Source organism: Citrobacter sp. wls757, from assembly GCF_005280935.1.
GTDB lineage: Bacteria > Pseudomonadota > Gammaproteobacteria > Enterobacterales > Enterobacteriaceae > Citrobacter > Citrobacter portucalensis.
Map to the genome: position 1 here is coordinate 1 of NZ_SZWU01000062.1, position 19,696 is coordinate 19,696.

The 19,696-nt window shown below is 51.1% G+C and carries 22 protein-coding genes; 19 read left to right on the plus strand and 3 right to left on the minus strand.

Annotation, left to right across the window (positions count from 1 at the left end):
* Positions 1-43 precede the first annotated feature (43 nt).
* On the minus strand, positions 44-1,693 hold the full coding sequence (gene pgi / locus FDW94_RS18115; RefSeq protein WP_137378047.1) for a glucose-6-phosphate isomerase: 1,650 nt from the start codon (positions 1,691-1,693) through the stop codon (positions 44-46).
* Positions 1,694-2,007: 314 nt separating this feature from the next.
* Between pgi and lysC the strand changes: the two genes are divergently transcribed.
* The 7 genes from lysC to FDW94_RS18150 all read left to right on the plus strand — a co-directional run bounded on the left by lysC (position 2,008) and on the right by FDW94_RS18150 (position 9,053).
* Positions 2,008-3,357, plus strand: a complete 1,350-nt coding sequence (gene lysC, locus FDW94_RS18120) for a lysine-sensitive aspartokinase 3 (protein WP_079935020.1) — start codon at positions 2,008-2,010, stop codon at positions 3,355-3,357.
* An 87-nt stretch (positions 3,358-3,444) separates the two neighbouring features.
* The gene (panS, locus tag FDW94_RS18125) at positions 3,445-4,383 is read left to right on the plus strand and encodes a ketopantoate/pantoate/pantothenate transporter PanS (RefSeq protein ID WP_032942083.1); all 939 of its coding nucleotides are present in this window, start codon (positions 3,445-3,447) and stop codon (positions 4,381-4,383) included.
* Positions 4,384-4,626: 243 nt separating this feature from the next.
* Complete coding sequence (locus FDW94_RS18130; protein WP_170974254.1) at positions 4,627-6,213, plus strand: PTS sugar transporter; 1,587 nt, start codon at positions 4,627-4,629, stop codon at positions 6,211-6,213.
* A gap of 27 nt (positions 6,214-6,240) precedes the next feature.
* A complete protein-coding gene (locus tag FDW94_RS18135) occupies positions 6,241-7,080 on the plus strand; it encodes a histidine biosynthesis protein (RefSeq protein ID WP_032942081.1) in 840 nt (279 codons plus the stop codon).
* 18 nt (positions 7,081-7,098) lie between these two features.
* Complete coding sequence (locus tag FDW94_RS18140) at positions 7,099-7,962, plus strand: Cof-type HAD-IIB family hydrolase (protein WP_103015252.1); 864 nt, start codon at positions 7,099-7,101, stop codon at positions 7,960-7,962.
* On the plus strand, positions 7,949-8,707 hold the full coding sequence (locus FDW94_RS18145; RefSeq protein WP_032942078.1) for a DeoR/GlpR family DNA-binding transcription regulator: 759 nt from the start codon (positions 7,949-7,951) through the stop codon (positions 8,705-8,707). The genes FDW94_RS18140 and FDW94_RS18145 overlap by 14 nt, the downstream gene beginning before the upstream one ends.
* Before the next feature lie 73 nt (positions 8,708-8,780).
* Positions 8,781-9,053 carry a DUF3811 domain-containing protein gene (locus FDW94_RS18150; RefSeq protein WP_003826541.1) on the plus strand — a complete coding sequence of 91 codons (273 nt, stop codon included), beginning with the start codon at positions 8,781-8,783 and terminating at the stop codon, positions 9,051-9,053.
* On the opposite strand, the gene rluF is transcribed toward FDW94_RS18150, so the two are convergent.
* A complete protein-coding gene (gene rluF / locus FDW94_RS18155) occupies positions 9,050-9,925 on the minus strand; it encodes a 23S rRNA pseudouridine(2604) synthase RluF (protein ID WP_008786901.1) in 876 nt (291 codons plus the stop codon). The genes FDW94_RS18150 and rluF overlap by 4 nt on opposite strands.
* 469 nt (positions 9,926-10,394) lie before the next feature.
* On the opposite strand from rluF, the gene FDW94_RS18160 reads away from it, so the two are divergent.
* From FDW94_RS18160 to FDW94_RS18195, 8 genes are all read left to right on the plus strand, one after another.
* A complete protein-coding gene (locus tag FDW94_RS18160; RefSeq protein ID WP_032942077.1) occupies positions 10,395-11,348 on the plus strand; it encodes a sugar-binding transcriptional regulator in 954 nt (317 codons plus the stop codon).
* A 69-nt stretch (positions 11,349-11,417) separates the two neighbouring features.
* Positions 11,418-12,224, plus strand: coding sequence for an SDR family oxidoreductase (locus tag FDW94_RS18165; protein ID WP_137378048.1), 807 nt, complete (start codon positions 11,418-11,420; stop codon positions 12,222-12,224).
* A gap of 9 nt (positions 12,225-12,233) precedes the next feature.
* A complete protein-coding gene (locus tag FDW94_RS18170; protein WP_003031647.1) occupies positions 12,234-12,641 on the plus strand; it encodes a mannose/fructose/sorbose PTS transporter subunit IIA in 408 nt (135 codons plus the stop codon).
* The gene (locus FDW94_RS18175; protein WP_137378049.1) at positions 12,641-13,135 is read left to right on the plus strand and encodes a mannose/fructose/sorbose PTS transporter subunit IIB; all 495 of its coding nucleotides are present in this window, start codon (positions 12,641-12,643) and stop codon (positions 13,133-13,135) included. The genes FDW94_RS18170 and FDW94_RS18175 overlap by 1 nt, the downstream gene beginning before the upstream one ends.
* A 65-nt stretch (positions 13,136-13,200) precedes the next feature.
* Positions 13,201-13,998 (plus strand): PTS mannose/fructose/sorbose transporter subunit IIC, encoded by a 798-nt coding sequence (locus FDW94_RS18180; protein WP_003826527.1) that lies wholly within the window; start codon positions 13,201-13,203, stop codon positions 13,996-13,998.
* An 11-nt stretch (positions 13,999-14,009) separates the two neighbouring features.
* Complete coding sequence (locus tag FDW94_RS18185; protein ID WP_003031641.1) at positions 14,010-14,834, plus strand: PTS system mannose/fructose/sorbose family transporter subunit IID; 825 nt, start codon at positions 14,010-14,012, stop codon at positions 14,832-14,834.
* Between the two features lie 68 nt (positions 14,835-14,902).
* Positions 14,903-16,126: an L-sorbose 1-phosphate reductase gene (sorE, locus tag FDW94_RS18190; RefSeq protein WP_137378050.1), complete on the plus strand. Its 1,224-nt coding sequence runs from the start codon at positions 14,903-14,905 to the stop codon at positions 16,124-16,126.
* Between the two features lies 1 nt (position 16,127).
* Positions 16,128-16,940: a shikimate 5-dehydrogenase gene (locus tag FDW94_RS18195; protein ID WP_137378051.1), complete on the plus strand. Its 813-nt coding sequence runs from the start codon at positions 16,128-16,130 to the stop codon at positions 16,938-16,940.
* Between the two features lie 49 nt (positions 16,941-16,989).
* Here FDW94_RS18195 and FDW94_RS24475 read toward each other — a convergent pair whose 3' ends face one another.
* Positions 16,990-17,151: a hypothetical protein gene (locus tag FDW94_RS24475; protein WP_249358626.1), complete on the minus strand. Its 162-nt coding sequence runs from the start codon at positions 17,149-17,151 to the stop codon at positions 16,990-16,992.
* 275 nt (positions 17,152-17,426) lie between these two features.
* On the opposite strand from FDW94_RS24475, the gene FDW94_RS18205 reads away from it, so the two are divergent.
* The 4 genes from FDW94_RS18205 (at position 17,427) to pepE (ending at position 19,630) form a co-directional block, all read left to right on the plus strand.
* A complete protein-coding gene (locus tag FDW94_RS18205; RefSeq protein WP_008786891.1) occupies positions 17,427-17,978 on the plus strand; it encodes an AAA family ATPase in 552 nt (183 codons plus the stop codon).
* 263 nt (positions 17,979-18,241) lie between these two features.
* Positions 18,242-18,559 carry a type II toxin-antitoxin system RelE/ParE family toxin gene (locus FDW94_RS18210; protein ID WP_032942059.1) on the plus strand — a complete coding sequence of 106 codons (318 nt, stop codon included), beginning with the start codon at positions 18,242-18,244 and terminating at the stop codon, positions 18,557-18,559.
* Entirely contained in the window at positions 18,552-18,830 is a 279-nt protein-coding gene (locus FDW94_RS18215) for an addiction module antidote protein (RefSeq protein ID WP_032942057.1), read from the plus strand. The genes FDW94_RS18210 and FDW94_RS18215 overlap by 8 nt, the downstream gene beginning before the upstream one ends.
* A gap of 110 nt (positions 18,831-18,940) precedes the next feature.
* Complete coding sequence (gene pepE / locus FDW94_RS18220; protein ID WP_032942056.1) at positions 18,941-19,630, plus strand: dipeptidase PepE; 690 nt, start codon at positions 18,941-18,943, stop codon at positions 19,628-19,630.
* Positions 19,631-19,696: the final 66 nt, after the last annotated feature.

Here is a 19,696-nt window from a genome sequence, read left to right on the forward strand (position 1 = left end):
GAAAAGGCTTGCAGGCGATAACAGTATCTACAAGTGTGTGCTATCAGGCACGCCAGGACTTATAACGGTTAATCAAACCGTTGGTAGAACTGTCGTGGCTGCTCACTTCGGAACCATCTTTCAGCTCTGGCAGAATGCGGTTCGCCAGCTGTTTGCCCAGCTCAACGCCCCACTGGTCAAAGGTGAAGATGTTCAGGATAGCGCCCTGAGTGAAGATTTTGTGTTCGTACAGTGCAATCAGCGCACCCAGGCTGAACGGCGTGATTTCGCGCAGCAGGATGGAGTTCGTTGGGCGGTTACCTTCGAACACTTTGAACGGCACAACGTGGTCCAACGTTGCCGGATCTTTACCCTGGTCGCGGTATTCCTGCTCAACCACTTCACGAGATTTACCGAATGCCAGCGCTTCGGTTTGCGCGAAGAAGTTAGACAGCAGTTTCGGATGGTGATCCGACAGCGGGTTGTGGGTGATGGCCGGCGCGATGAAATCGCATGGAACCATTTTGGTGCCCTGGTGGATCAGCTGGTAGAACGCATGCTGGCCGTTAGTACCCGGCTCACCCCAGATGATTGGGCCAGTCTGGTAATCCACCGCATTGCCGTTACGGTCAACGTATTTACCGTTGGATTCCATGTTGCCCTGCTGGAAGTAAGCCGCGAAACGGTGCATATACTGGTCATACGGCAGAATTGCTTCGGTTTCGGCACCGAAGAAGTTGTTGTACCAGATACCGATCAGCGCCAGCAGCACCGGCAGGTTTTTCTCAGCCGGAGTGGTGGAGAAGTGTTTGTCCATCGCATGCGCGCCGGAGAGCAGCTCAACAAAGTTGTCGAAGCCTACGGACAGGATGATGGACAGACCGATTGCAGACCACAGGGAGTAACGACCGCCAACCCAGTCCCAGAACTCGAACATATTGGCAGTATCAATACCAAACTCGCCAACCGCTTTACCGTTAGTGGAGAGCGCTGCGAAGTGTTTGGCAACGTGCTTGTTGTCGCCTGCGGTCGCCAGGAACCAGTCGCGCGCGCTGTGGGCGTTGGTCATGGTTTCCTGGGTGGTGAAGGTTTTGGAAGCGACCAGGAACAGCGTGGTTTCCGGGTTCACTTTCTTCAGCACTTCAGCAATGTGCGTACCATCGACGTTAGACACAAAGTGCATGTTCAGGTGATTTTTGTACGGACGCAGCGCTTCGGTCACCATGAACGGGCCGAGGTCAGAACCGCCGATACCGATGTTTACTACATCAGTGATGGCTTTACCGGTATAGCCTTTCCGGCTTCCGGAGATGATCGCTTCAGAGAAGGATTTCATCTTCTCCAGCACAGCATTCACTTCCGGCATGACATCTTTGCCGTCAACGATGATAGGCGTATTGCTACGGTTGCGTAGCGCCACGTGCAGCACGGCACGGTCTTCAGTGCGGTTGATTTTCTCACCGGAGAACATGGACTTGATGGCACCCGCCAAATCGGTTTCTTTCGCCAGATCCTGCAGTTTAGCCAGCGTCTCTTCAGTGATGCGGTTTTTGGAGAAATCCACCAGCATCAAATCGTCAAACGTCGCGGAAAACTTAGTGAAACGATCGCTATCTTTCGCGAAAAGATCCGCGATAGTAACGTCTTTCATTTCTTCAAAGTGTTTTTGTAGTGCCTGCCAGGCTGAGGTCTGCGTTGGATTGATGTTTTTCATTAGCAATACTCTTCTGATTTTGAGAATTGTGACTGAGATCGATTGTAACGCCAGTCACAGAAAAGTGTGATTGTTTTAATGCCATTGCCAGGGCATCCGCCAAACGTGGCTAAAAAGTATAGCGGTTATCAGCGTTGTTATTAGTACCGTTACTCAACGCAGTTGCAGCATGAAAAATCCGCATAATCCCAGCGTTGACAGTGCAAGCTACACATTTTATTTATAAATACGGTATTTGCATTTGCGCCTGCACCGGTTTCTGTTCTGCCTTATGTGCCATGGTCGCTCTATTCATTCCCTGACACGAGGTAGTTATGACTGATGTAGTTGTCTCCAAATTTGGCGGTACCAGCGTGGCGGATTTTGATGCCATGAATCGCAGCGCTGATGTAGTACTTTCTGATGCTAACGTCCGTGTAGTGGTACTTTCCGCTTCTGCGGGAATCACCAACCTGCTGGTCGCACTGGCTGAAGGGCTGGAGCCAACCGCGCGCTTCGAAAAACTCGATGCCATTCGTCAAATTCAGTTCAATATTCTGGAACGCCTGCGTTATCCAAACGTGATCCGTGAAGAGATCGACCGTCTGCTGGAAAACATCACCACGCTGGCTGAAGCGGCGTCACTGGCGACCTCAACTGCGCTGACCGACGAACTGGTCAGCCACGGCGAACTGATGTCTACCTTGCTGTTCGTCGAGATCCTGCGTGAGCGCAACGTGCAGGCGCAGTGGTTTGACGTACGTAAAGTGATGCGTACCAACGATCGTTTTGGCCGCGCAGAACCTGACGTTGCGGCGCTGGCCGAACTGGCAACGCTCCAGTTGGCCCCGCGTCTGAGCGAAGGTCTGGTGATTACTCAGGGCTTTATCGGCAGTGAAGGTAAAGGCCGCACCACCACGTTGGGGCGCGGCGGGAGCGATTATACGGCTGCCCTGCTGGCCGAAGCGCTGCACGCCACGCGCGTCGATATCTGGACCGATGTTCCTGGCATTTACACGACCGATCCGCGCGTTGTTCCGGCGGCGCAGCGTATTGATGAAATCGCCTTTGAAGAGGCCGCAGAAATGGCGACCTTTGGCGCGAAAGTGCTACACCCGGCAACGTTGTTACCTGCCGTACGTAGCGATATCCCGGTGTTTGTTGGCTCCAGTAAGGATCCAAAAGCAGGCGGTACGCTGGTATGCAATAAAACCGCGAATCCACCGCTGTTCCGGGCGCTGGCACTGCGTCGTAAGCAAACGCTGCTGACGCTGCATAGCCTGAATATGCTGCACTCTCGCGGCTTTTTGGCGGAAGTGTTCGGCATCCTCGCACGCCATAACATTTCGGTCGATTTAATTACCACATCCGAAGTCAGCGTGGCGCTGACGCTGGATACCACCGGTTCGACCTCCACCGGCGATACACTGTTAACACAGTCTCTGCTGATGGAACTGTCTGCCCTGTGTCGGGTTGAAGTGGAAGAAGGCCTGGCGCTGGTGGCACTGATTGGCAACGACCTGTCCAAAGCCTGTGGAGTGGGTAAAGAGGTGTTCGGCGTACTGGAGCCATTCAACATCCGCATGATTTGCTACGGCGCGTCCAGCCATAACCTGTGCTTCCTGGTGCCCGGTACTGAAGCCGAAGAGGTGGTACAGAAGCTGCACCATAATTTGTTTGAATAAAATTTCATCACGCAATAAACAATAACGATAGCCGGGCTCGAACCCGGCTTTTTTATAACAACACATTTCAATCGCAAGGAATATAACATGCTCGCTACTCTCACGCGGCTGTTCCCGTTATGGGCACTGCTGCTCTCTGTTGTTGCGTATTACACGCCCACCACCTTTACGCCTGTCGGGCCATTCGTGCCGTCGTTACTGATGCTGATCATGTTCGGTATGGGCGTTCACCTGAAGGTAGACGACTTTAAACGCGTACTCTCACGTCCTGCACCAGTCGCGGCGGGTATTTTCCTGCACTATCTGGTAATGCCGCTCGCCGCATGGATTTTAGCGCTGGCATTTAATATGCCGCCGGAATTGTCCGCAGGGATGGTGCTGGTCGGTAGCGTCGCCAGCGGAACAGCATCAAACGTAATGATCTATCTGGCAAAAGGCGATGTGGCGCTCTCTGTGACTATTTCATCGGTTTCAACGTTGGTCGGCGTTGTCGCCACACCGCTGCTGACACGGTTGTATGTCGACGCGCATATCCAGGTGGATGTGATGGGTATGCTGCTGAGTATCCTGCAGATCGTGGTCATTCCAATTGCGTTGGGGTTGGTCATTCACCACCTGTTCCCACGCGTCGTAAAAGTCGTGGAACCGTATCTGCCCGCATTTTCAATGGTGTGCATTCTGGCAATCATCAGCGCCGTCGTGGCGGGTTCTGCCTCGCACATTGCATCCGTCGGCTTTGTGGTGATTATCGCCGTAATCCTACATAACACCATTGGCCTGCTCAGCGGCTACTGGGGCGGAAAATTGTTTGGTTTCGACGAGTCAACCTGCCGTACGTTGGCAATTGAAGTGGGCATGCAGAATTCAGGACTTGCCGCTGCGCTGGGCAAGATCTACTTTGGCCCGCTTGCCGCCCTGCCTGGCGCGTTATTCTCCGTCTGGCACAACCTTTCCGGTTCGCTGTTGGCAGGCTACTGGTCCGGTAAGTCGATTGAAGAGAAACCACACTCAGTAAAACAACACTAATCTTCATAAATGGAGGAGGCATCCTCCATTTCTCCCTACCCGCATTTGAACCCCATCACAAAACAACAAACATCAACATAAAACAAAATAATTATTTAATTGTTATTTTTCAAAAAAATACACAAACAAACCTGTTTTTAATTCAAATTTAATCATTTTTCTAATGTTGATTTAGTTTGTTTTAATTGGGAATATGATTTCACTACAACACAGATAAACCCTTACCCTATCTTCGAGGCCGCTATGAAAAAAATTGCGATTATTGGAAGCAGTGGAGGCAACCTCTACAACCTGGGTGGTGCTGAACCAGAAAAGCTACTCCAGGAAATTTACCAGCAGTGCGAAGCCGCAGGATTGGAAGTTGCCGCTGTGCAGTTCATTGCGGCAGAAGCCTCAATGGACGTTGCCAAAGCTCACACGCCAGCGTCGGTATTTGCACTAACCACAGAAAACCAACAAAAACCACAAAGGATATTTCAGGGCAAACTTTCAGATGTGAACGACTCGGTAGTTGAGAGCGATTGCAGGATTGCTGAAATGATCCGTAACGGTGAGATCGACGGGATCATCGTGATGAGCGCCGATCCGGTGAAGGCCAACCAGGCGGTCTTTGCCGCAGCTGTTGAAATGAAAACACCGATTGTTGGCACCGGCGGAACCTCAATGGCGCTAGTGGCGGCAAAAGGGGCAAATGTCGTCGCAACCTCGGGCACGACGGGTACCACCAGCCGAACCCGCGCAGTCTCCTTCATCGCATCACTGTGTAAGCACTGGGGCGTTAAATACAAACCACAGTTGGGCAGTGCCTCTCCTTCACAGGGCGGTTCTGGAAAAAGTCTGCTTAAGCGCTTCAATATTCGCAGCATAATGATCCCTGCGCTGCCGGGCTTTATTGCTATGGCAATCGTGCTCGCACTCAGTCACATTCCAGGCCTGGAAAAACTCAACGATATCTTTGAAATTCTACTGAAGGGCCTACCGGTTTTAGTTGCGGTTCTCGCAGCAAAACAGATTTCGGAACTGGATGAAGTCTCAATTGTTGCCGGGGTGGTCGCCGGAGTACTTTCCGTCGAAGGCGGTCTGATTGGAGGGATCATCGGTGGTTTGATGGCCGGGATTTTCGTTCGTTGGCTGTTCGAATTATGCCTGAATTGGCGCTTTCCGATGACCACCGTCAACATTGTAGCGGGTGGGATCTCGGGCCTGGCCGCTGGGTTAATCATGCACTATCTGCTGAGTCCGCTGGCGCTGTCAGCAGGTAATTACATCAAACTGGCTATCGAAAGCACGCTGGCCTTCAGCCCTATTCTTGCTGGCCTGCTGGCTGGGTTGGTTATCTGGCCAGCTATTCTGGGGGGAGTCTATCACGCAGTCATTCTGCCGCTGGTGCTCCTGGAAATGGAAAAATCCGGAGTCAGCTTCCTCGGCGCTGTCGATATGGTAGGCCTGGTGATGGTTGCTGCAGGAATCAACCTGGCTAACGTCATCGCACCACGAGAAAAAAGCGAAGCAGCCGTCGCGACGCCCGGCCTGCTTATCAACCTCGGCTTTGGGACCTTCGTTGAATCGGCCTATCCGTTCATGTTTGCCAACAAAATTGTCTTTGGTTCAGCGATCGTTTGGGCCGGTCTGGGCGGCATGATGCTGGGTTTCTTTAACGTCAAAGGCGTGGCTTATGTCCCCGCATTTGCCTCTCCGTTCTTATCCAGCAATGCGCTGCAAATGGCGATTGTGATGGTTACCGTCATGGGCCTGACCTGTATTTCCACCATTATTGCCAACCGTTTTAAGGCTGTCGCACAGAAAGAATCTACCGCGTCAGCCCATTAATTAATGCACCAACACCAGAGGTACACCATGTTTAAAGGCGATATGAATAAAAAACGCGCTAAAGCGTTACAGAAAGTGAAAGATGCCATCACGCTGCACGGCGGGCAGACCATCCTCAGCACAGGGATAACCGGCGACGATGCGCGTCTGGCAAAAGCAGTATGTGAGGCGGGCGTTAAGCTACTCGAACCGAACCATCCCGCACTGGCGCTGGCGCGTGGGCATAAGGGGGTAAGCAATATGCACGCGGCAGAACAAATCCGCCACGAAATCACCAACAGCCAGATGGCCGAAGCAGTACATGGCGTACGTAATGTGGTTCCTGACGATATCTTCATTACCGTCGGTATCGCAGGTGGCTTTACCGAAACGTTACCGGTCCCGCTCACGGAAACAGAGATACTGGAGATTGCTCGTGCTGGTGCCGATGGCTTACACACTCATAAATCCGACTGGGACGATCTACAGGACATCGTTAATCTCGCCCATCAGTATGGCCTGACCGTTGATGCTTATATTGGTCACCCGGATGACCTGCATACCTTCGGTATTCCTGCACGCACTCCGGAAGAGGTCGCCAGCGTAGCAAAACGGATGCAGGAAATTGGCGTCGACATGATTGGTTTAATGACCGGTATGAGCTACGAAGGCGTAGCCGCAGGTGATATTCCGCAAGCCATTAAAGATCGCCTGTGGGCACTGGTCGGCGCGGTAAGCGTGCCGACGCTGGCGGAAGGCGGAATTAACCTCGCCAATGCCAAAGCGTTTAAGGATACCGGGGTCAATATTCTGGTCGTCGGTACGGCAATCGACAATATGGTCTGCAACGCCGCCAAAGAGGCTGTCACACCGTTTATTGCGCATTGATATTAAGGGAAAAGAAGCATGTTACTGGTCACCGATCTGGATGGAACACTACTGACTTCGCAAAAGACAATCAGTCCACGCACGCGTCAGGCACTCGTAGAATTCCACCAGCGCGGTGGCCTGTTGGCCGCCTGTTCCGCCAGACCGGTCTCCTCTATGATGCGCCTGCTACAGCAGCAGCAGGTTAATGCGCTGTTTGGCTGGTGCGCAGGCTTTAACGGAGGTCAGATCCTCGAGATGGCGCAGCAGCGCAATATTCATACTGCAGCGCTCTCTTGTATGAATCTTCGGGATATTGACCGACATATTGCACTTTCCCTCTGCCCTCATCACTTTTTTAGCGCCGATGCTATTTATCATCGTTGCGACCTACAGGTAGCGCCATGGACAACTTATGAAGCCCGTTTATTTGAATTACCACTTATTCCTGCAGCACCCGGTAATATTTTAAACCGACAAGATATTTATAAAATCACACTCGTTACTGAGCAGTTAAAAATAAATGCGCTGTGTACAGACGTGAATAATAAATTGCCTTATGGTTATACAGCGACTATCACTGGGGAGAATTACATTGATATCCAACGTAGCGAAATAAATAAAGGTTATGCTATTAGCATGTTAATGCACCAGCTAAATATAACAGCCGATAAAGTTGCGGCGATTGGCGACCAGCAAAACGATATCAGTATGTTTTCCGCCGCCGGCATTGGTATTGCAATGGGGAATGCGCCTGAGGTAGTAAAACGACAAGCCAGCTATGTGACGGCCTCTAATGATGATGAGGGTATTGTCTGTGCGCTGGAGTGGTTGCGTTGCTCTGCACATCCAGTTACCATGCGCCAAAGCACGACGTTGGCGGAAAATAATGAACCCGATTAAAAGAAGAAAACATATCCTCGATGAATTAAATAAATTCGGTGAAGTGACGGTTATCAAATTATCGGAAACGCTAAAAGTCACATCAGAGACCATTCGCCGCGATCTCTCCATCCTGGAGTCTGAAGGGCAAATTACCAAGATTCACGGCGGAGCCGTCAAAAAGCAGGTTGTTCAGGAAGATGAATTTGGCGCGCGGATTGATATACACCGCGAAGAAAAAATGGCAATTGGTAAACTTGCCGCCGGGATGGTCAGCGAGCACGACACTCTATTCATTGACTCCTGTACAACAAATCTTATTCTGGCCGAACAATTACCTCCTCTGGCCTACTCCGTTATTACTAACTCAGCCTTAATTGCCGATAAAATAAAAGAACATAATCTTAAAGCGCGCGTTTATGTATTAGGTGGTGAATATGACTACCATTTCCGTGCCAATCTCGGCGTCTCCGTTTGTCAGCAAATAAACACTATTCACGCAGATATCTGCTTCATCGGCGCGGGTGGTATTTCACCTCAACATGGTGTCCTGGTGAAAAGCTTCGATGAAGCCTATGTTGCCAAATCAATGATTGCTATGAGTAAAAAGTCGGTAATTCTTGCCGACCATACAAAATTTGGCCAGGACGGAGTGATGTGTATCGCCACATTAAAAGAGATCGATAACATCATCACAGACAAACGATTCAGAACAACGGGCTATACACAGCAGGACTTCGCCGGAAAATTACGTATTGCTGAATAATACAATACATGACGCTATCAGCAGGTTCTGGATTACCGTACACTGAGGATATCGGCTAACAGAGGGCACCCTTATGGCACTCCCCCGCATTACCCAAAAAGAGATGACCGAGCGCGAACAGCGTGAACTGAAAACGCTGCTCGACCGCGCGCGCATTGCGCATGGTCGCCTGCTGACCAACGCAGAGACCAACAGCATCAAGAAAGAGTACATCGATAAACTGATGGCCTTGCGCGAAGCAGAAGCTAAAAAAGCCCGCCAGTTGAAGAAAAAGCAGGCCTATAAACCGGATGCGGAAGCATCGTTTTCCTGGTCAGCAAATACGCCGACGCGCGGCAGACGTTAACGTCCCTTCTTCTTACGTCCCGGCGAAGTAAAACGCTTACCGTTTGCCGCCGGGCGCGATTTCTCTTTCTCCGCTGATTTTTCGATTTTCACCACCGGACGCTTAATGCCTGCGGTTTTTGGCTTCGCTTTCGCCTTCGGTTTGGCTTCTGAGGACGAGTTCTCAATCAGCTTGAACAGATCGATCAGTTCGTCATCTGTCAGGTCGCGCCATTCACCAAGCGGCAGACCAGACAAACCAACGTTCATGATACGCGTACGCTCAAGCTTGGTAACTTCATAGCCAAAGTGTTCGCACATACGACGGATCTGACGGTTAAGCCCCTGAATCAGCGTAATGCGAAACACAAACGGCGCTTCTTTCTTCACCTTACATTTTTTGGTGACGGTACCGAGAATGGGCACACCGGCCCCCATACCACGGATAAAGTCATCAGTGACCGGCTTATCGACCGTCACCAGATATTCTTTTTCGTGATCGTTACCGGCACGCAGGATTTTATTCACCAGGTCGCCGTGGTTGGTCAGAAAGATAAGTCCCTGAGAATCTTTGTCCAGACGACCAATTGGAAACACGCGCTTGCTGTGATTCACGAAATCAACAATGTTGTCGCGTTCGCTGTCTTCGGTGGTGCTGACAATCCCTACCGGCTTATTCAGCGCGATAAAAACCAGATCTTCCGCTTCACGCGGCTCAATCAACCGACCATTTACTTTTACGACGTCGCCAGGCATCACCTGATCGCCGATGGTGGCGCGTTTACCATTCAGGAAGACATTCCCTTGTTCGATAAAGCGATCCGCCTCGCGACGCGAGCAGATTCCGCTTTCACTGATGTATTTATTTAATCGGATAGATGAGTCGGGCAGCATAGTTTCTCCTGTATACACTTCATCCTTCAAGCTGTCTCTGCGTTGGCTGCCCTCACTCACCCAGGTCACATAGCAATCTATGCTCCCGGGGATTCGCTCCCTTGCCGCCTTGATACAACTTGAATGACTTTGTGTATTAAAAGCGAAATATACCCTACCTTGCGGACGATAAAAAATAATCGTGTTCGACTACCCACGCGCTATTTGTGATCCGTCACACCTTTTGACACAAAAGTGTCAGCGATCCATCCCTGCAATTTTGTTGAGTGAAAACAAGCAGAATCAATACATTAGAGAGGTATGCACATCTGTGCCGACAACGCGCCATCACCACATCAAATGTGCAACACAATCGGTCATTTCAGGGCGCTGAAATAAGTGAAAATAGCTTTGAGATGGAGAACAGATGGGGTTATATCAGATCAAGAAGGCAATTTCGTGATTTGCACAAATGTGCAGGAGTCCAAAAATGGCGACGGAAAACAGCGATGATATCCGCCTGATCGTAAAAATAGCGCAGTTGTATTACGAACAGGATATGACACAAGCGCAAATCGCCCGCGAGTTGGGTATTTATCGCACCACGATCAGCCGGTTACTAAAACGTGGACGCGAGCAGGGTATCGTCACCATCGCCATTAATTACGACTACAACGAAAATCTGTGGCTGGAACAGCAGCTAAAACAGAAATTTGGCCTGAAAGAGGCGGTCGTAGTCTCCTGCGATAGCGAGCAGGAAGATGAACAACTTAATATGATGGGCGTACATGGCGCACAGTTGCTGGAACGCTTACTGGAACCTGGGGACATTATCGGGTTCTCATGGGGCCGCGCGGTACGGGGACTGGTGGAAGGATTATCTCCTGCCAGCCAGTCGCGCCAGCTGATCTGCGTACCGATTATCGGCGGACCATCCGGCAAACTTGAAAGCCGCTACCATGTCAATACGCTGACCTACGGCGCTGCGGCAAAGCTCAAAGGGGAATCACACCTGGCAGATTTCCCGGCACTGCTGGAAAACCCGCTGATCCGTAACGGGATCATGCAGTCACGACATTTTAAATCGATTTCTGCGTACTGGGATAATCTGGACATCGCGCTGGTCGGGATTGGATCTCCGGCGATACGTGATGGCGCCAACTGGCACGCTTTTTACGGCAGTGAAGAGAGTGATGACCTGCATGCTCGCCAGGTTGCCGGAGACATTTGCTCGCGCTTTTACGATATCAACGGTGTAACCGTAGAGACCAATATGAGTGAAAAGACGCTCTCCATCGAAACCAATAAATTAAAACAGGCGCGTTACTCCATTGGCATTGCAATGGGTGAAGAAAAATACAGTGGGATATTAGGCGCATTACGTGGGAATTATATTAACTGTTTAGTTACCAACAGCCATACCGCTGAATTATTGTTGAAGTAAATAAATTCTAATTGGTCCTGCCATAATTAATTTTATGTGGGATCCCCTTATCTGAATCGGGAGTTTATTATGCAAACGTGGTTAAACTTGCAGGGCAAAGTCATTATTGTTACCGGTGGTGCATCCGGAATTGGTCTGGCGATTGTCGAAGAGTTATTAGCGCAAGGCGCTAATGTACAAATGGCAGATATTCATGGTGGAGAAGGTAAATACGATAGCCATGACGGGTATCATTTCTGGCCAACGGATATTTCCAGTGCCAAAGAGGTTAATCATACTGTCGCTGAAATTATCCAACGCTACGGACGTATTGATGGGCTGGTAAATAATGCTGGCGTTAATTTTCCGCGTCTGCTGGTCGATGAAAAAGCACCCGCCGGGCAATACGAACTCAACGAAGCTGCTTTCGAAAAAATGGTTAATATCAACCAGAAAGGTGTGTTCTTAATGTCGCAGGCAGCGGCACGCCAAATGATAAAACAGCGTAACGGCGTGATTGTGAATGTCTCTTCCGAAAGCGGACTGGAAGGTTCTGAAGGTCAAAGCTGTTACGCCGCGACCAAAGCCGCATTGAATAGTTTTACCCGTTCCTGGTCGAAAGAGTTGGGCAAACACGGCATCCGCGTGGTTGGTATTGCACCTGGCATTCTGGAAAAAACCGGACTGCGCACCCCCGAGTATGAAGAAGCGCTGGCCTGGACCCGCAACATCACCGTCGAACAGTTGCGCGAGGGCTACACCAAGAACGCGATCCCGATTGGTCGATCAGGGCGCTTATGCGAAGTCGCTGATTTTGTTTGTTATCTTTTATCTGAGCGCGCCAGTTATATCACCGGAGTAACCACTAACATTGCGGGCGGAAAAACGCGCGGCTAAGGAGGTTTTATGGTCAATGCAATCTTCTGTGCTCACGGCAAACTGGCCTGCGCCATGCTGGAATCGGTACAGATGGTCTACGGTGATGCCAACGTTGAAGCCGTGGCATTTGTCCCCGGAGAGAACGCCAGCGACATTGTGGAAAAGCTAAAAAAGTTAGTAAGTATTCACACTGGCGATGAATGGCTGATTGCCGTCGATTTGCAGTGTGGCAGTCCCTGGAATGCCGCTGCGACGCTGGCGATGCACAATCCGGCGATACGGGTCATTAGCGGGTTATCACTGCCGTTGGCGCTGGAGCTGGTAGACAACCAAAGCAGTATGAATGTAGATGAACTGTGCGAACACCTGACGACCATTGCTCAACAAACCTGTGTCGTCTGGAAGCATCTGGAAACGGCCGAAGAGGATTTCTGATGAACATTACCCTTGCTCGTATTGATGACCGCCTGATCCACGGTCAGGTCACCACCGTCTGGTCGAAGGTGGCGAATGCCCAACGGATTATTATCTGTAATGACGACGTTTATAACGATGAAATACGCCGCACATTATTACGTCAGGCTGCCCCACCGGGAATGAAAGTGAACGTCGTTAATATCGAAAAGGCGGTCGCGGTTTATCATAATCCGCAATACCAGAACGAAACCGTTTTTTATCTATTTACCCGTCCACAGGATGCATTAGCAATGGTAAAACAAGGGGTAAAAATTGCCACGTTAAATATTGGCGGCATGGCCTGGCGACCAGGTAAAAAACAATTAACCAAAGCCGTTTCTTTAGACAGCGACGACATTAATGCGTTTCGTGAGTTAGATAAACTGGGTGTTACGCTGGATTTACGCGTTGTCGCATCCGATCCATCTATTAATATTCTCGAAAAAATAGAAGAACAATCGTTCGCTGAATAAATAAAAATGCCTGTGTACTTATGCTTTAACAGGCAGGGATGATCACATTCACAAGGTGACATATTATGGAAATAAGTACCCTACAAATTATCGCCATATTCCTATTTTCCTGTATTGCCGGAATGGGCAGCGTGCTGGATGAGTTCCAGACCCACCGTCCGCTAATTGCTTGTACCGTTATCGGCCTGATCCTCGGTGATTTAAAAACCGGGATTATGCTCGGCGGCACGCTGGAGTTAATCGCCCTTGGCTGGATGAACGTCGGCGCAGCGCAGTCTCCCGACTCGGCGCTCGCCAGTATTATCTCCGCCATTCTGGTTATCGTCGGTCAGCAAAGCATTGCTACCGGTATCGCCATCGCCCTGCCGGTGGCGGCGGCAGGTCAGGTGCTGACGGTATTCGCCCGTACCATCACCGTGGTGTTCCAGCACGCGGCGGATAAAGCAGCCGAAGACGCCCGCTTTCGCACCATCGACATGCTGCACGTTTCCGCTCTCGGCGTACAGGCGCTGCGCGTTGCCATCCCTGCATTAATCGTCTCGCTGTTTGTCAGCGCCGATATGGTCAGCAATATGCTCAACGCCATTCCGGAATTCGTCACCCGCGGATTGCAGATTGCCGGTGGCTTTATCGTGGTGGTCGGCTACGCCATGGTGCTGCGCATGATGGGCGTGAAGTACCTGATGCCCTTCTTCTTCCTCGGGTTTATCGCTGGGGGTTATCTCGATTTGAGCCTGCTGGCTTTCGGTGGGGTTGGTGTGATTATCGCGCTGGTCTACATCCAGTTGAACCCACAGTGGCGTAAAGCCGAACCGCAGGCGCAACCCGCCTCTTCTCAAGCTCTCGATCAGCTTGATGACTAATGGAGCCAGCCATGGAACAGAAAAAACTGACCAAATCCGACCTGTTTAGCATGTTTGTTCGCTCCAACCTGCAACAGGCGTCATTTAACTTTGAACGCATTCATGGGCTGGGCTTTTGCTACGACATGATCCCTGCCATCAAGCGCCTGTATCCGCTGAAAGAGGACCAGGTTGCGGCACTCAAACGCCACCTGGTGTTTTTCAACACCACGCCTGCCGTTTGCGGCCCGGTGATTGGCGTGACCGCCGCGATGGAAGAAGCTCGTGCCAATGGTGCGGAAATTGACGACGGCGCCATCAACGGCATCAAAGTTGGGTTGATGGGCCCGCTGGCCGGTGTTGGCGACCCGTTGGTCTGGGGAACATTGCGCCCGATTACCGCCGCGCTCGGCGCATCGCTGGCGCTGTCCGGAAACATTCTCGGCCCACTATTGTTCTTCTTTATTTTCAATGCAGTACGTCTTGCCATGAAGTGGTACGGCTTACAGCTTGGCTTTCGTAAAGGGGTCAATATCGTCAGCGACATGGGCGGCAACCTGCTGCAGAAACTGACCGAAGGCGCATCGATTCTCGGCCTGTTTGTCATGGGGGTACTGGTCACCAAATGGACCAGCATCAACGTGCCGCTGGTGGTATCGCAAACGCCTGGCGCAGACGGCACCACCGTCACCATGACCGTGCAGAACATTCTCGACCAACTCTGCCCCGGCCTGCTGGCGCTGGGTCTGACGCTGCTGATGGTGCGTCTGCTCAACAAGAAAATTAATCCGGTATGGCTGATCTTCGCCCTGTTTGCGCTGGGAATTATCGGTAACGCGCTGGGCTTCCTGTCCTGATTTTTTCGCCCCGGCGATGCCGGGGCTACTTCAACAAATAGTCCTCGAAAGAGGAAGAGGTGGTAACAATGCAAACAACAACAGCTTTACGCCTTTATGGTAAACGCGATCTGCGCCTGGAAACCTTCGATCTTCCTGAAATGCAGGACGATGAAATTCTGGCCTCAGTCGTAACCGACAGCCTGTGCCTTTCTTCCTGGAAAGAGGCTAACCAGGGCGAGAACCACAAAAAGGTGCCGGACGATGTGGCTACCAACCCGATCATCATCGGTCACGAGTTTTGCGGCGATATCATTGCCGTAGGCAAAAAATGGCAGCATAAGTTTCAGCCCGGCCAGCGCTATGTCATTCAGGCTAACCTGCAACTGCCGGATCGCCCGGACTGCCCCGGCTACTCCTTCCCGTGGGTGGGCGGTGAAGCCACGCACGTCATCATTCCTGATGAAGTCATGGAGCAGGACTGCCTGTTAGCCTACGAAGGTGAAACCTATTTTGAAGGCTCGTTGGTTGAGCCGCTGTCCTGCGTGATTGGCGCATTCAACGCCAACTATCACCTACAGGAAGGCACTTATAACCACAATATGGGCATTCGTCCGCAGGGGCGTACACTGATACTCGGCGGCACCGGGCCGATGGGACTACTGGCGATCGACTACGCGCTGCATGGTCCGGTTAACCCGGCACTGCTGGTGGTGACCGACACCAATCACGACAAGTTGAACTACGCCCGCAAGCACTATCCATCAGAACCGCAAACGTTGATCCATTATCTCCACGCCCAGGATGCAGGTTATGACACCTTGATGGCGCTGAGCGGCGGGCACGGGTTTGATGACATCTTTGTGTTTGTGCCCAACGAACAGTTGGTTACGCTGGCTTCTTCTTTGCTGGCTGCCGATGGTTGCATGAACTTCTTTGCCGGTCCGCAGGATAAGCAGTTTAGCGCGCCGATTAACTTCTACGACGTGCACTATGCCTTCACCCATTATGTTGGGACATCTGGCGGCAATACCGACGACATGCGCACGGCGGTAAAACTGATCGAAGAGAAGAAAGTTCAGGCGGCAAAAGTGGTGACGCACATTCTGGGATTGAATGCGGCAGGTGAAACAACGCTGGAACTGCCGCAGGTCGGTGGAGGTAAAAAACTGGTTTACACCGGAAAATCATTGCCGTTAACTGCGCTCACCCAGATTGACGATCCGGCCTTGCGCGCTATCCTGGAGCGTCATCAGGGGATCTGGTCGCAGGAAGCCGAACAGTACATATTGTCTCACGCCGAGGAAATTTAACATGATTAACCGCGACACCCAGTTGTGCATGTCGCTTGCCGGTCGTCCCGGCAACTTTGGCACACGCTTTCATAACTATCTGTATGAAAAATTAGGGTTAAATTTTATCTACAAAGCCTTTACTACGCAGGATATTGAGGCCGCAGTCAAAGGCGTTCGCGCACTCGGGATTCGCGGCTGTGCGGTCTCTATGCCGTTTAAAGAGAGCTGCATGCCGTTTCTGGATGCCATCGATCCTTCCGCAAAAGTCATTGATTCCGTCAACACCATCGTCAATGACAACGGTACGCTGACAGGATTTAACACCGACTACATTGCGGTAAAAAGCCTGATTGCAAGCCACCAGCTTGATAACCACGCGCGCGTCATGATCCGCGGCAGCGGTGGAATGGGTAAAGCGGTTATCGCCGCATTTCGCGATGCCGGTTTTCACGATGTGATCGTCGCTGCCCGTAACCGGGAGAGCGGCCCGGCGCTGGCAAAACAGTACGGTTTCCAGTGGCAACCGCAGCCGGAAGGGATTACCTGCGATATTCTGGTCAACGTGACGCCCGTCGGCATGGCTGGCGGTAAAGAGAGCGATGAGCTGGCCTACAGCGAAGCGATGGTCGCTGCCGCCAGCGTGGTGTTTGACGTCGTCGCCCTGCCGCCGGAAACACCGGTAATCAAACTGGCACAGCAATTAGGTAAAAAGACCATCAGCGGCGCAGAGGTGATTGCCTTACAGGCCGTAGAGCAGTTCGCCATGTACACCGGCGTACGCCCGGATGACGCGCTAATCGCCGAAGCGGCAGAATTTGCTCGGGCGGGGTAAAGAAGCAGGAACAGAGCGCCAGGGATGGGCGCTCTGTCTATTTTAGGTACTATGCAACAGCGAACAGTTGCTGGTCAGCTTTCGCTTCCAACTGCGCCAGCGCGGAAATCAATTGGCTGATGTTGACCAGACTGTGTCCTAACTGGCATATGCTCTCATACGCAAAATGTTCCTGACCTTCACCCGCCATGGTCAGCAGGCTTTCGCCCATAAAATTCAGCGTCTGGTACAACCCTGCCAGCGCCTCTTCACAGCCAAACGATAGCGCCAGATTTTCTTCAGTAGTGAGATGGCTACAATCAAGATGGCGGAACGCCTCGGCGAGTGAGAAATAAAGTAGATCGGCCTGTGAAATGAGAGAATAGCGGACATTAAAATGGGGATAAAACGTAGTTAGTCATGCCATCAGCAGGTAATATGACGATACGCAAAAAGTACGCCATCAATTGCTAAATCATCGCGTCTAAGAAGGTTTGGGAGAGTTCAATGTCTTCAGCGTTTCAGCATCGATTCATTCTGACTGGTGGCCCAGGGTCAGGCAAAAGCACGATAATTGATACGATTATAAAACGAGGGTTTTGGTGTTCTAAAGAAGCTGGAAGAGGTGTGATCCAAGACCAGGTTAACATCGGCGGCGATGCATTACCGTGGGCCAACCAGACTGCATTTGCAGAGCTGATGCTATCCTGGGAAATGCGTTCGTGGCATGAAGCGGAAGGGCATACACAACCCTGCTTCTTTGATCGTGGTGTTCCTGATGTTGTAGGTTATTTACGTCTTTCTGAACTTACCATACCGAGGCATCTGGAAAACGCCATCGAGAAATTTCGCTATAACCGAATCGTATTTATTGCACCACCCTGGCGTGAAATATATGTACAGGACACAGAGCGCAAACAATCTTTCGATGTTGCCATCGCGACATATCACGCAATGGTAAAAACATACCGTATGTATGACTATCAGTTGATTGAATTACCATGTGTTTCTGTAGAAGAGCGAGTGGATTTTATTCTTTCCAGGATAAAACCCTGCTAAGACGGCAACTACGTGTAGTGGTGAATCACCATGCATGAATCTGTCATATTCTAGTGGACATATAGCTTCCGCTCCTGGCACAAAGCCCTCCCTATCCCCTATCATCGATTCTCGTATCAACCGCAGCATCCTGAAAAACTACGTATTATTGCGAGATACTTTCCTGTTTCCTCCTGCCAGCATTTCCCCTTACTCCCCATTTTTTTACTCTCTAGTCTCAACTTGTCAATTCATAATGTAGTTTATAAAATACATGGAACGTCATCATGGAAATTCTTCAGACAATGGTTTTCCGGCGTTGGGAGCAAAACCTACGGGACAGGAGAGCTAAAACGCTCATTGCCACACGCCTTTTTCGTCTGGCTAATGGTTTAGCTGGTGATGTTAAACCTGTTGGGGAAGGCGTCAGCGAAATGCGCATTTCTTACGGTCCTGGCTACAGGATTTACTTTAAACAGCAAGGTTGCCGCATCATCATTTTGTTATGTGGGGGCGATAAAAGCTCACAAGCCAACGATATTACTCTTGCAAAAATGCTCGCCCGTACACTGGATTCACAGGAGATCTTCTGCCATGAATAAACTTACTCACTACGATCCCGCGACTGCGCTGGTTGATGATGAAGAAATTGCCGTGTTTATGGCCGATGCCCTCGAAACAGGCGATGCAGCATACATTGCAAAAGCACTGGGCGTGGTAGCTCGCGCTAAGGGAATGGCGAACATTGCGGCAGAAACGGGATTATCCCGCGAGCAGCTTTATCGCTCTTTTAGTGAGAAAGGTAACCCGACGCTGAAAACCACCCTTGCAGTGATGAAGGTACTCGGCATTGAATTGACACTTAAAAAATAGCCTCAGCTTCTATCTTCCCCTTCCAACATCGTGAGCCATATCAGTAAGGCGTTTGGCTGATAGTGGTAGCATTAGCGCGGTTTGTAATTTTCTGATTACATGGAGAAATGATGGAACTGCTTTTATTGAGTAACTCGACGCTGCCGGGCAAAGGCTGGATGGAACATGCGCTGCCGCTGATTGCTGAACAACTGAATGGTCGCCGTACGGCGGTGTTTATTCCGTTCGCTGGCGTGACGCAAACCTGGGATGAGTACACGGCGAAAACGGCAGCCATCTTTGCGCCAATGGGCGTCAACGTTACGGGTATTCATACCGTTGCCGACCCGATTGCCGCTATTGAAAACGCAGAGCTGGTGATTGTCGGCGGGGGTAATACCTTCCAGTTACTGAAAGAAAGCCGCGAACGCGGACTGCTGGCGCCGATTGTGGATGTCGTCAAACGCGGTGCGCTGTATATCGGCTGGAGCGCGGGTTCCAACCTTGCCTGCCAGACCATCCGCACCACCAACGACATGCCGATTGTCGATCCAAAAGGTTTTGATGCCCTGGGTCTGTTCCCGCTGCAGATTAACCCACATTTCACCAACGCGCTGCCGGAAGGCCACAAAGGCGAAACGCGTGAACAGCGTATCCGCGAGCTGCTGGTTGTGGCACCGGAGCTGACGGTGATTGGCCTGCCGGAAGGGAACTGGATTAAGGTAAGTAACGGTCAATCCGTGCTCGGCGGCCCGAACACCACGTATATCTTTAAAGCGGGTGAAGAAGCGGTTGCCGTTGAAGCAGGCCACTGCTTTTAGTTGATTTGTTGTCTGATGCCTGATGGCGCTGCGCTTATCCGGGCTACAACTGTAGGCCTGATAAGC